The 12927-nt window shown below is 34.3% G+C and carries 13 protein-coding genes; 7 read left to right on the top strand and 6 right to left on the bottom strand.

All coding sequences use genetic code 11. The features are described from left to right. Positions 1-36: 36 nt before the first annotated feature. The gene (locus ABY285_RS02025) at positions 37-1938 is read right to left on the bottom strand and encodes an amidophosphoribosyltransferase (RefSeq protein ID WP_372766497.1); all 1902 of its coding nucleotides are present in this window, start codon (positions 1936-1938) and stop codon (positions 37-39) included. Positions 1939-1995: 57 nt separating this feature from the next. Further along, positions 1996-2922: a PfkB family carbohydrate kinase gene (locus tag ABY285_RS02030; RefSeq protein ID WP_372766500.1), complete on the bottom strand. Its 927-nt coding sequence runs from the start codon at positions 2920-2922 to the stop codon at positions 1996-1998. A 98-nt stretch (positions 2923-3020) separates the two neighbouring features. Between ABY285_RS02030 and ABY285_RS02035 the strand changes: the two genes are divergently transcribed. The 5 genes from ABY285_RS02035 (at position 3021) to ABY285_RS02055 (ending at position 6490) form a co-directional block, all read left to right on the top strand. Beyond that, positions 3021-3443, top strand: coding sequence for a SufE family protein (locus tag ABY285_RS02035; protein WP_372766502.1), 423 nt, complete (start codon positions 3021-3023; stop codon positions 3441-3443). A 75-nt stretch (positions 3444-3518) separates the two neighbouring features. Next, positions 3519-3839, top strand: coding sequence for a DUF59 domain-containing protein (locus tag ABY285_RS02040; protein ID WP_372766504.1), 321 nt, complete (start codon positions 3519-3521; stop codon positions 3837-3839). Next, positions 3839-4342: a DUF2480 family protein gene (locus tag ABY285_RS02045; RefSeq protein ID WP_372766506.1), complete on the top strand. Its 504-nt coding sequence runs from the start codon at positions 3839-3841 to the stop codon at positions 4340-4342. Before ABY285_RS02040 ends, ABY285_RS02045 begins: the two co-directional genes overlap by 1 nt. Positions 4343-4415: 73 nt before the next feature. After that, positions 4416-5288, top strand: a complete 873-nt coding sequence (locus ABY285_RS02050; protein WP_372766508.1) for a DUF3078 domain-containing protein — start codon at positions 4416-4418, stop codon at positions 5286-5288. A 104-nt stretch (positions 5289-5392) separates the two neighbouring features. Further along, entirely contained in the window at positions 5393-6490 is a 1098-nt protein-coding gene (locus ABY285_RS02055) for a CNNM domain-containing protein (RefSeq protein WP_372766510.1), read from the top strand. Between the two features lie 8 nt (positions 6491-6498). Here the strand turns inward: ABY285_RS02055 and hflX are convergent, their stop codons facing one another. Further along, positions 6499-7710: a GTPase HflX gene (gene hflX / locus ABY285_RS02060; protein WP_372766512.1), complete on the bottom strand. Its 1212-nt coding sequence runs from the start codon at positions 7708-7710 to the stop codon at positions 6499-6501. 297 nt (positions 7711-8007) lie between these two features. On the opposite strand from hflX, the gene lpxD reads away from it, so the two are divergent. Together lpxD and ABY285_RS02070 are read left to right on the top strand one after the other, a co-directional pair. Continuing rightward, on the top strand, positions 8008-8997 hold the full coding sequence (gene lpxD / locus ABY285_RS02065) for a UDP-3-O-(3-hydroxymyristoyl)glucosamine N-acyltransferase (RefSeq protein WP_372766514.1): 990 nt from the start codon (positions 8008-8010) through the stop codon (positions 8995-8997). A gap of 19 nt (positions 8998-9016) precedes the next feature. After that, on the top strand, positions 9017-9568 hold the full coding sequence (locus tag ABY285_RS02070; protein ID WP_372766516.1) for a C40 family peptidase: 552 nt from the start codon (positions 9017-9019) through the stop codon (positions 9566-9568). 260 nt (positions 9569-9828) lie between these two features. On the opposite strand, the gene ABY285_RS02075 is transcribed toward ABY285_RS02070, so the two are convergent. From ABY285_RS02075 to ABY285_RS02085, 3 genes are all read right to left on the bottom strand, one after another. Next, positions 9829-10377: a GNAT family N-acetyltransferase gene (locus tag ABY285_RS02075; protein ID WP_372766518.1), complete on the bottom strand. Its 549-nt coding sequence runs from the start codon at positions 10375-10377 to the stop codon at positions 9829-9831. A gap of 384 nt (positions 10378-10761) precedes the next feature. Next, complete coding sequence (locus ABY285_RS02080) at positions 10762-11442, bottom strand: hypothetical protein (RefSeq protein WP_372766520.1); 681 nt, start codon at positions 11440-11442, stop codon at positions 10762-10764. 163 nt (positions 11443-11605) lie between these two features. After that, positions 11606-12601 carry a YhdH/YhfP family quinone oxidoreductase gene (locus tag ABY285_RS02085; RefSeq protein ID WP_372766522.1) on the bottom strand — a complete coding sequence of 332 codons (996 nt, stop codon included), beginning with the start codon at positions 12599-12601 and terminating at the stop codon, positions 11606-11608. Positions 12602-12927 lie beyond the last annotated feature (326 nt).

Raw genomic sequence — 12927 nt, forward strand, 5'->3', positions numbered from 1 at the left:
GTCAAAAATAAGTCATTGATAACTTTCAATTTGTTTTTAATAAGCCCTTTTATCACTTCCTTCATAAAAATTAATGAATGCATCATTTACCACGCGATTTCCGCCGGGAGTTGGATAATCGCCTGTAAAATACCAATCGCCTAAGTGATTTGGGCAGGCAATGTGTAAATTTTCAACCGATTGAAATATAATTTCAACTTCTGCATTGATTTCAGGTGTCTTTAACATTTCGGCAATTTTATCGGAAATTTGTTCATCACTAAAATTTCTGTAAATTTCCAGTACGGCGTTTTTAATTTCGGCGTCTTCCAAAAGCTGTTGGCTTTTGCAATCGTTATAAACTTCCTGAACAATGTGGTATTGGTTGGTTTGTTTCAACAATTCCAAAGCAGCTCTAAAAGCAATAAAATCGCCCAATTTTGCCATATCAATTCCGTAACAATCGGGATAACGGATTTGTGGTGCAGAGGAAACTACGATAATTTTTTTGGGGTTTAGTCGGTCCAAAATTCGTATTATGCTTTTCTTTAGCGTTGTTCCACGCACAATACTATCATCAATAATCACCAAATTGTCGGTTGGTTTCACAATTCCGTAAGTGACATCATAAATATGGGCCACTAAATCGTCTCTGCTAGTGTCATCTGCAATAAAAGTTCTTAGTTTTGCATCTTTGATAGCCAATTTTTCAAAACGCGGAATTTCGGCTAAGATTTCTGTTACCTTTTCGGACGATAAACTGCGCTGTCCTTTTAAAATAGCATCTGTTTTTTGCACATTTAAATAATCTACGGCAGCTTCACGCAAACCGTAAAAAGAGGTTTCTGCGGTATTTGGAATATACGAGAAAACTGTATTTCTTATATCGCCGTTTATTTTCTCCGCAATTTGAGGAAACACTAATTTTCCCAAATTTTTACGCTCAGTATAAATACTGGCATCACTTCCTCTTGAAAAATAAATGCGCTCAAAAGAACAAGCTTTATTTGGTAACTGCTCCTTGATTTTAGCCATGGAAATTTTGCCATTTCGTTTTATGATTAAAGCATGTCCTCTGTCTATTTCTTTTACATCATCGATGGCAACATTAAAAACAGTCTGAATCGCCGGACGCTCTGAAGCCACAACAACAACCTCATCATCAGCATAATAAAATGCAGGCCGTATTCCTGAAGGATCGCGCAACACAAACGCATCGCCATGACCCAATAAACCAGCCATCGCATAACCACCATCCCAATTTTTTGCCGATTTTTTTAAGATCTTTTTAAGATTGATTTGCTCTTCAATCATAGGTGAAGCTTCCTTTTTGCTTACCTTAAATTCTTTTTTTATTTTTTCATACAGTTTTGTAACCTCATCATCAATAAAATGGCCAATTTTTTCCATGACAGTTACCGTATCTGTCATTTCTTTCGGATGCTGCCCTATTTCAACCAAATCGTTAAATAAGCGCTTAGAATTGGTCATATTAAAGTTCCCAGCTACAATTAAGCATTTGTGCATCCAGTTGCTTTGGCGTAAAAACGGGTGAACGCTTTCAATGCTGTTTTTACCAAAAGTGCCATAACGAACGTGTCCCAAATACAAATTTCCAATATAAGGGGCATTGTTTAATTGCCACTGAACGTCATCAATTTTATCTGGAAATTCAAGATTTATACTATTTAATCGGCCGTTAATCTGCTCAAAAATATCTTGAATTGGCTGATCTTCATTGGAACGAATACGGCTTATATAACGCGTTCCCGGCGCTACATTAAATTTTATGCTTGCCAAACCCGCACCATCTTGTCCGCGATTGTGCTGTTTTTCCATCAACAAATACATTTTGTTTAAGCCATAAAATGCTGTTCCGTATTTGTCTTTATAATATTGTAATGGTTTTAATAACCTTACCATTGCAATTCCACATTCGTGTTTAATAGCGTCACTCATAGTTGTAGTATTAATTGTAATTCAAATAAAAAATTCCGCACACGTGCGGAATTCATATTAACTTAATTCAATATCAAATTGAGTTAGTTGTTTAAATTGTAATAATCTTTTTTGAATTTCTTCATGAGTTAAATATTCCATTCGCTCAGTACCAAATTTCTCCACACAAAATGAAGCCAAATTTGAACCTGCAATAACGGCGCGTTTCATGTTTTCAAAGGAAATATCGCCTGTTTTGGTGATATGGCCAATAAATCCGCCCGCAAAAGTATCTCCTGCTCCTGTTGGGTCAAAAACTTCTTCCAAAGGCAATGCCGGCGCAAAAAACACATTCTCGCCATTAAATAATAAAGCGCCATGTTCCCCTTTTTTGATAACCACGTATTTTGGTCCCATTTCCTGGATTTTCTGGGCTGCCTTTACCAAAGAATATTCTCCCGAAAGCTGTCGCGCTTCTTCATCATTTATGGTAATCACATCTATTTTTGCAATCACTTCCATCAATTCACTCCAGGTATTGTCCATCCAAAAATTCATCGTGTCCAACACCACCAATTTTGGTCGAACAGGAATTTGTTTGATCACTGCCATCTGCACAGCCGGGTGTAAATTCCCTAAAATTAAATAATCGGTATCTATAAAGTTTTCTTGAACAATAGGCTTAAAATTTGCCAATACATTTAAATCGGTAATTAAGGTATCTCGCGAGTTTAAATCGTTGTGGTATTTACCACTCCAAAAAAAAGTTTTTTCATCCTCAATAATTTCAATGCCATCAGTATTTATATTCTTTTTATTTAGTTTTTCTAAATATTTCTTCGGAAAATCGCCTCCAACAACGGAAACAATTCCTGAATATATACCAAATTGTGCTGCAGAAAGGGAAATATATGTCGCTGAACCTCCTAAAATTTTATCCGTTTTTCCAAATGGCGTTTCAATGGCATCAAAAGCAACGGTTCCTATAATTAATAATTTACTCATATTTTACGGTAGTTAACACACTGTTTAATTGGATTAATTTCTGTAATATTTTTTTTAGAGAACACATGTGTTTACTTTTGCAAAAATAAGTTTAAAAAATGACTATCAAAGAAATACAAGAAGAAATTATAGACGAGTTCTCCATGTTTGAAGATTGGATGGAACGTTATGAATATATTATTGATCTGGGAAAATCGCTGCCTCTTATTAAAGATGAATTTAAAACCGATTCAAATTTAATTTCGGGCTGCCAGTCAAAAGTATGGCTTCATTCTGAAATTGAAGGAGACAAAATTAAATTCACTGCCGACAGCGATGCGATTTTAACCAAAGGAATTGTAGCGCTATTATTGCGTGTTTTCAACAACCAGAAACCTAAAGACATTTTAGATGCCGATTTGTATTTTGTGGATGAAATTGGACTGAAAGAACATTTATCGCCAACACGAGCCAACGGACTGGTGTCAATGATTAAACAAATAAAATTATACGCCTTGGCTTTTCAGTCAAAATTAAGTTAATACTTCGTTAGCAAATAGGTAAATAATTGTATATTTGCCCTTATTTAGAATGAATATAAAGAAAGATTTATAAAAATGAACAGCACGCGCGCGCAAGAACTTGGGGATAAAATAGTTGCAAAACTAAAAACTATTTACGATCCTGAAATTCCTGTAGATATATTTGAATTGGGTTTAATTTACGACGTATTTGTTAGTGAAAACAACGACGTTAAAATATTGATGACCTTAACCTCTCCCAACTGTCCGGTTGCAGAAACCTTGCCTGTGGAAGTTGAAGAAAAAGTAAGAACAATTGAGGAAGTTAAAAATGCCGAAGTTGAAATTACATTTGACCCGATGTGGACGCAGGATATGATGAGCGAAGAAGCAAAATTAGAATTAGGATTTTTATAATGTCTGATGAAATTGTAAATAGGATTGCAAACAGCAAGTTGAAAACAATTGACCTTGAAGATTTTTATCCGAAAGGCATAAGAACTGTCATTGACATCAAAAACTGGTTGTTTCACGAACAAATTTTGAAAGAAACTGATTTTCGTGAACACCTAAAAAACCACGATTGGAGCCAATATAAAGATCAATATGTGGCGCTTACATGTACTTCAGACGCCATTATTCCTTCCTGGGCATTTATGTTGATTACCACACACGTTTCTCCTTTTGCAAAAACAATTGTTGTCGGAAATCTGACAGCGTTGGAAACTTCGATTTTTCAGGACATTATCACGCATTTTAATGTCGAAGATTTTGATGGAAAACGGGTAATTATCAAAGGCTGCTCCAACAAACCAATTCCTGAGACGGCTTACATTCAGTTGATTGAAAAATTACAGCCGGTTGTTAAATCCATTATGTTTGGTGAAGCTTGTTCCACTGTTCCTCTTTTTAAAAAATAACAAAATTATTTTCTGATTTCTTTTTTAACCAAACACTAAACGTGCTATTTTTGTAGCATAAAAATCAACTTTTATGAAAAAAATTATCACATCAATAGCAATCGTTTTAAGTTGTTTCTTCACTTTTGCCCAAGAAAAAGAAGACGGTCCAAAAGAAGGCTGGCACAAATCAGGAAACATTTCGTTTTTATTCAACCAATCTGCTTTTTCCAATTGGGTTACCGGTGGCGAAAACACCATTGCGGGAAATTTAGTGGTTAATTACGATTTTAATTATTTAAAAGGCGATATCACCTGGGACAACAAAATATTGGCTTCTTACGGGCTGACAAAAAGCAAAAACAGTGAATTTAAAAAGAAAACCGACGACCGTTTTGAGTTTAATTCCGTAATAGGAAAAAAAGCAAAAGGTTATTGGTATTATTCTGCTTTCTTAAACTTTAAAACCCAATTTACCAAAGGCTATATCTACGGAAAAGACCCGAACGGAAAAGAAATTAGAACAGAATACACCAACTTTATATCGCCGGCAGAATTGGCTTTCGGACCTGGAATGCTTTGGAAAAAATCGGATGATTTAAAATTCAATTTAGCGCCGTTAACCTCTAAAATAATTTTTGTGGATAAAAGTTTTACGTTACCGAATGATGCTTATTTTGGGGTTGAAGAAGGAAAAAGCACCAAATATGAATTGGGTTTTTATGCTTCAGGCTACGCTAAATTAACTGTAATGGAAAATGTTACCATGGAAAATATCTTGAGTTTATATTCCAATTATTTGGAAGATCCTCAAAATGTGGATGTAGATTATACGATGAATCTGATCATGAAAATCAACAGTTATTTATCGGCAAATTTCACCTTCCAAACTATTTATGATGACAATGCTTTTGAAGGATTTCAGGTAAGGGAAGTTTTTGGTGTTGGAATCAATTATGGTTTTTAAAATTGTTTAAACCACTTATAAAAAGGACGCTTTTTTTAGAGCGTCCTTTTTATTTCAAAATTGAATTTTTATTACTTAAATTAGCTGCAAAATAACTCAAAAAAATGTCTTTACTATTATTATATGCATTCTTAGCAATTGTTTTTTCTTTCATCTGTTCAATACTTGAGGCGGTTTTACTTAGTATAACCTCCACTTTTATTAATATAAAAAAAAGAGAAGGTAAAAAATATGCGATTGTATTTGAACGATTAAAAAAAGATATTGACAAACCTTTAATTGCGATATTAACGGTTAATACAATTGCACATACAGTTGGCGCCATTTTAGTAGGCGTACAAGCCGAAACACTTGACTATGAAATTAATTTTTTGGGTTTAAATATTGTAGGTGTCGTTTCTGCATTAATGACATTATTAATATTGGTTGCTTCAGAAATAGTCCCTAAAACTATTGGTGCCACCTATTGGAAACAACTTGCAAGTGTTTCATCTGTCGCTTTGGTTTTACTTATATTTCCTTTAAAGGTTACCGGTATTTTATGGTTTTTACAACTCACCACAAAATTAGTTGGGGGCAAAAGTAAACACGGTTCAATTTTAAGTCGAGAAGATTTTCACGCCATGACAGATATTGCGCACGAAGAAGGTGTTTTTGAAAAAAATGAAAGCGCAATTATTAAAAATTTGTTGACATTTAAACAAGTTCAAGTAAAAGATATAATGACGCCTAGAACAGTAATGATAAGAGCTTCAGAAGACATTACAATTCAATCTTTTTTTGATGAACATCCTAAATTACGATTTTCAAGAATTCCTATTTACAAAAAAAATTCAGATAATATTACTGGCTTCATTTTAAAAGATGAAGTAATGGAAGAAATTATTAATGGAAATGGTAATAAAAAACTTGCTGAAATTAAACGAGAATTATTAATAACCAACAGGTTAATTCCAATTCCAGGTCTTTTTGAAAAATTTATCTCTAAAAAAGAACATATAGCTTTAGTTGTTGATGAATATGGTACCACAAGCGGAATTGTAACTATGGAAGATGTAATTGAAACATTGTTAGGTTTAGAAATCATGGATGAAAGTGATAACGTTGAAGACCTGCAATTACTTGCCCGAAAAAGTTGGGAAGCAAGAGCTAAAAAATTCGGATTAATTGATGAAAATGGGTTTGAAGATGACGCTATTTAATTTTCTTGTTAATTCTCTTCCTTAAATTCTTCGTAAAGCAAATCGTTATAAGGAAAACGGGTAATGTGAATTTTTTTCACTTCTTCAAAAACTTTTTCTTTAAACGCTTCCATATTTTCTTTGTTCAATGCAGAAATAAACACGCAATTATTTTCGAGTCTGTTCATCCATGTTTTCTTCCATTCTTCCAAAGTATAGTGAATTTCTTTTTTTTCAGTCACCAAATCGTCCTTCTCAATAGTTTGATGTTCAAACGCATCGATTTTATTAAAAACAATAATGGTTGGCTTATCGGCACTTCCAATTTCAGCCAGGATTTTATTTACGGAAGCCATATGATCTTCAAAATTTGGATGCGAAATATCAACCACATGAAGCAACAAATCGGCTTCGCGAACCTCATCTAAGGTAGATTTAAAAGATTCAACTAATTGTGTCGGTAATTTTCTGATAAACCCAACGGTGTCTGTCAATAAAAACGGAAGGTTTCTAATCACCACTTTTCTCACGGTAGTATCTAAGGTTGCAAACAATTTATTTTCTGCAAAAACATCGCTTTTGCTTACTACATTCATCAAAGTGGATTTACCAACATTGGTGTAACCCACCAAGGCAACACGTACCATTTTTCCGCGATTTTTGCGCTGAACCGCCATTTGTTTGTCAACAATTAACAGCTTTTTTTTCAGCAATGAAATTTTGTCCCTAATAATTCGACGGTCAGTTTCAATCTCTGTTTCACCTGGTCCACGCATTCCAATTCCCCCTTTTTGACGTTCCAAGTGTGTCCATAGTCGGGTTAAGCGGGGTAATAAATATTGGCATTGTGCCAATTCAACCTGTGTTCTCGCGTAACTGGTTTGTGCCCTTGCGGCAAAAATATCGAGAATTAAATTGGTTCTGTCAAGTACTTTGCAATTCAGCACTTTTTCAATATTTCGCAATTGGGAAGATGCTAATTCATCGTCAAAAATAACCGTTTTAACATTGTTTGCTTCAATATACTGACGCACTTCCTCCAATTTACCGGTTCCTATAAATGTTTTGGGATTGGGCGTTTCTAACTTCTGAACAAATCTTTTCACCGCTTTTCCCCCTGCGGTGAGCGTTAAAAATTCAAGTTCATCCAAATATTCATTGGATTTTTCTTCATTTTGATGTTGCGTAATCAGCCCTATCAAAACAACTTTTTCAGTGGTATCCTCTATATTTTCAATCATAATCAAAATAGCCTGCAGCTATATCTGTTTTTTAAAAACCGAAGCAACTTAAAGTTGCTGCCAATTTTATCTCTTTTCATTTATTGAAGCAAAGATACAAATTACCAAGTTCATTTTTGATTTTGTGTTGCCGGCATTTATTTAAATTGATTGATAAAATTGGTGCGAATAAATACCACCAAAAGCTATAGTTTAATCCGAATTCTCGTCCAATCAAAAGTTTGTTGTATTTTGCCGCCGGTTTTTATCAGGTTTGTCCGTAAAAACAAAAGCGTAACTTTTATACAGAAGAGACTTATGAAAACATATTCAGTAAAGAAAATCAGCCAGCTATTAAAAGGCACATTGGTTGGGAATACCGACCAAAAAATAAGCGGACCTGAGCAATTGGAAAAGGCCGAAACAAACCATATTTCTTTTATTGGAAGCAAAAAATATGTGCGGTTGTGGGAAACCTCAAAAGCTTGTGCGGCTATAGTAAATGAAGATTTGGACTTTGAGCCTGGAGAAAATCGCGCCTTGATTAAGGTGAAAAATGCCGATTTGGCAATGGCCAAATTGCTGGAACTGTTCAGTCCCAATTCTCCGTTATTTGAGGAAGAAATTCACGCATCGGCTGTTGTTCATTCTTCTTCAACTATTGGAAAAAATTGTAAAATTGGCGCAAACTGTTATATCGGTAAAAATGTTGTTTTGGGCGATGGCGTTGTTTTGTATCCAAATGTGACTATTCTTGATGACACCAAAATAGGGAACGGAACCGTTATTTGGTCAGGCACTGTAATACGTGAACGAAGTGAAATTGGAAACTTTTGTATTTTACATATCAACGTGAGTATTGGTGCCGACGGATTTGGCTATTGTGCCAGTGAGGATGGCAGAGGTTTGGTGAAAATTCCGCATATTGGCAATGTTGTTATTGGAAATTACGTAGAAATTGGCGCCAATTCTTGTGTGGATCGCGGCAAGTTTAGCTCAACCCAAATTGGTGATGGTTGTAAAATTGACAATCTCGTTCAAATTGGACACAATAGTGTGATGGGACGATTTTGCATTATGGCCGGTCATAGCGGTTTAGCGGGTTCCGTTACACTTGGCGACGGCGTTGTTGTTGGCGGAAGCGCTTCTATTTCAGATCATGTTACCGTACATTCAGGGGCAGTTGTAGGAGGAGGTTCGGGCGTAATAAATGATGTTGCCGCAGGTAAATCAGTATTGGGTTATCCGGCACAAGATTCAAGAGAAATGCTTAAACAATGGATCGCTCTAAGAAAGTTGGTTAAATAGCCAATTTAGTTTTTTTAATATGACCTCTAAAAAGATAAATCTCTTAAAATTTGCAAAACTCATTGGTTTTCCACTAATTGTTTTGTTCATCGCGTATGTTTCATTGAGAGAGGTTAAGGGGCTGCATCATAGCGATGAAACCATTGTCATAGACGCACTGATAAATCCAATTAAAATTAATGTTTCCTTGAGGGACAGCATTGTGAGCTATGGAATGGAATTATTAGGAACACCCTATGTTGAAGCCGGATGCAGCAAGGATGGATTTGACTGTTCAGGATTTGTTTACTTTGTTTTTCAGCATTTTAAAATTCAGATTCCGCGAAGTTCTTCACAATATAAAAATTTCAGAGAAGAAATCCCGATTGACAACGTAAGAAAAGGAGATATTCTGGTGTTTTTAAGTCCCAGCAGAAATGTTATTGGCCATGTAGGTATCGTTACAAATCCAAAAGGAAAAGAAAGTGATTTTATTCACGCATCTTCAGGTCGTGAAATGAAGGTGATTGTTACCTCTTTAAAAAAGGAGGGATATACCCGTAGGTTTGTAAAAGCCATACGTGTCCTATGAATTTTATGATGTAAGGAAATATTTTTAAAAATTCCAGCTTCCCTTAATCATGAAAAAACAGTAAGGAAACAGTAAATTGGGCAGTCTTTCTGAATTATGTAATCACTAAAATTTTGGTAACCTGAGGCTTTTTTACTGGACTTGTTGCGAACGGTTTAGAACTTGAAGAGTTACGGATTTAAAAGCGCAATTTTCCGATGTTTAAATTTAGTATTAACTTGTTTTAGAAACATTCTATACTATTGAATTAAGCAGTTTTTTTAGCCATTGTTAGCTGTAGGCTTTTCGATTTCAAATATTATATTAGAAGTATTATCTTTATCTTTTCTATAGTCAATATACTTAAATCCATATTTCTCTAATAGTTTTTTGGAATTCTCATTTTTATAATGTGTAAATGCTTCAATTTTATCGAGTTTTAATTCATTAAAACCAAAAACAATGATACTATTTAGCGCTTCACTCATAATTTCTCTTCTTTGAAAATCAGGGTTTAAGTCATAACCAACTTCAGCTATTTTATTATTTTCGGAAAAGTTCCACAAACAAATTGTTCCAATAATTTTAGGATTATTTTTTAAAGTTATGCCCCAAGTAATAGATTTATTTTTTTCGAATGCTTCATTTATTTCTTTAATAAATTTAATTGCATCAGTTTTATTTTTAGTTTTTCTATTTTCAGGTCTTTCTATGAATTTAGTGACAGTTTCATCAGAGCGTAAGAATAAGATAACTTCACAGTCTAACTCCTCAATTTTTCTTAAAAAAAGTCTTTTTGTTTTTATTTCTGGAAAAGGTTTAAATTTCATTTCTTTTTTCTGCTTGTAGTTAATGAGTTATTTCATTAAAAAACATCCTACGTATCTTTAATGGTTTTCGGTTATCTGTATGTTTTTGTTATTTTATCAATTAACAACTTCAACTTTAAAGCACCAAATTTCAATACACAAGTAAAAGCTGACTAATAAATTAGAATGCCTTAAAAAAGAAGTAAACGACTTGATATTTTGCAATTTTTATCGTTGTGGTTAATTGAAGTTAAATGTATGAAAGTTATTTGTTATAAATAGTCTTAATTACTATTTGTTAAAAACACCTTGGCTTAACGGTATTCGCTTACTGCAAAAATAGGATTCGGCACTGAAACCGCTAAATTTCCTCCTCTACCAATTCCTTATCAATAAGAAAAATAACTACTCTCCGTCCACTTTTAATGGTGAAATCATAATGTGCGCTTTATGTGTACCTGGGTCCATGATCCAGGGATGGTTTGAAGCCATTGGGGCTTCAGGCAAGCCGGTAGATTCTGAAGTAGCCCATGGCATGTAAACGACATATCGGTATTGAGCTCCTGCAACTTTGGAGGTTTCAGGGTCATACAATGTTTTTGCCCCATAGTAGATGTGTAAAGTCAGTCCAGTCTTTATGGCTAGTTTACCTGATTTTACTTCTTCCTCACGGATATTAAATATTTCTTGTCCTGTCTTTCCTTCTGCTTTCAGTTCTCTTCCTCTTGCCATAAAGGGTTCAAGGTCTTTGTGGTAACAAGCTGCACTAAATCCATCCTGATTAGGGTTATCCGCCAGACAAATAAATTCATTATCTCCTTCTTTCAACGTAACAAATTCACCGGCCATATTATATCCAATGACTTTACATCCCGATCGACTTTCTTTAGGAGCTGCAATTAATGCGGTAGCAATTAAAGCATCATCAGTATCAATTTCCGTTAATTGTATAGAGACTTCATTCGATATACTGTCCATTGAAGTTTCAATTTCAGAGGACTCCTGAGTTGTGTTTTTACTTTTGTCTGTTGAATTACAGGAAACTAAAATTCCTGTAAAAACAAATGCTGTAATGAGACGTTTCATATTCTATTGTTTTTTGGTATTGAAGCCAACGTTTTATGGTATGGTGTCCTGCGGGATTTCGAAGCTTATTTCCTGTCAGTTTACAATAACTTTTTTTACGAGCCACAAACATTCGAAAATAGGGAAACCTGCATACACTATACCATCTGTTGTGTGGCGTATTTTATTTTTCCATATTTAAAACAGTTCTTCCTTTTAACTTTCCATTGAGCATTAAATCAATTTTTTCAGTTAATTCATTTAAAGTTATTTCAGTACCTATGTCGGCTAAATTGTCTGGCTTCCAATCTCTAGATAATTTATCCCACACACGCTCTCTATAAGACATAGGGTAATTCTGAGAGTCAATACCGATTAAACTTACACCTCTCAAAATGAAAGGAAATACGGTTAAATCAAGTTTTGGTGAGGCAACATTACCACAGCAAGTTACCACTCCCATTGGATTCGTTGATTTTATTATATTCTCAAGAATAACACCGCCTACAGTGTCTATGCCACCAGCAAAAGCGGGTTTTAAAAGTGGTTTATTATCCATGGATTCAAAATCTTTTCGCAAGATAATATGATCTGCTCCAAGATTCATTAAATAATCACGCGCTGTTTCTTTTCCAGTAATTGCAGAAATTCTATATTCTAACTTTTTTAAAATGGAAATACTTAAAGCACCCACACCTCCAGTGGCTCCTGAAACCACTATCTCTCCGTCCTCTGGTTTTATTGTTTCAGTGAGTCTTAGTACAGACATCCCTGCTGTTAATCCAGCTGTTCCTAATATCATAGCCTCCTTCATGGTGAGATTTTCGGGTAACTTCACAGCCCAGTTTTCAGGTATGCTAATAAAATGGCCAAACCCTCCGTCTGTATTCATTCCCAAATCATAACTGGTAACAATCACTTTATCCTGAACTTTGAATTTATTTGTTTTCGAAGATACAACTGTACCAACGGCATCAATTCCTGGCGTATGTGGATATTTTCGGGTAACACCTTTATTTCCACTTGCAGAAAGTGCATCCTTATAATTTAGAGAGGAGTAATGAACTTTAATCAATAAATCACCTTCTGGTAAATCACTTACTAATTTTGATTTTACCTCTCTAATAAAAGTCCCGTCTTTTTCTTCAACTACAAATGCTCTAAATTCTAACTGTCCCATAATTTATTTTATTATTTATCAATCTATAACTTATAATCTCATCTTTCTCCAATATGCCACAAAACTTGTTATACTTAGTTCAAAACATACTGTATTATTGTTGAGATGATTGGAAGTTAAATATATGAAAGTTATTTGTTATAAATAGTCTATATTGTTATTTGTTAAAAACACCTTGGTTTACCGGGACAATATCAACGTATTCGATCAAATTATGTTTACTTCTCCCTTGTTATTAACTTCAAAAGTTTATTCATCTTATAAAATCTAAAAAGCGGCAATTTTTAAACTTCAACATTTAACAATCCAAACCGGAAAAATTAAGC

Origin of the sequence: Lutibacter sp. (assembly GCF_041555395.1) — a bacterium.
Taxonomy (GTDB): domain Bacteria; phylum Bacteroidota; class Bacteroidia; order Flavobacteriales; family Flavobacteriaceae; genus Lutibacter.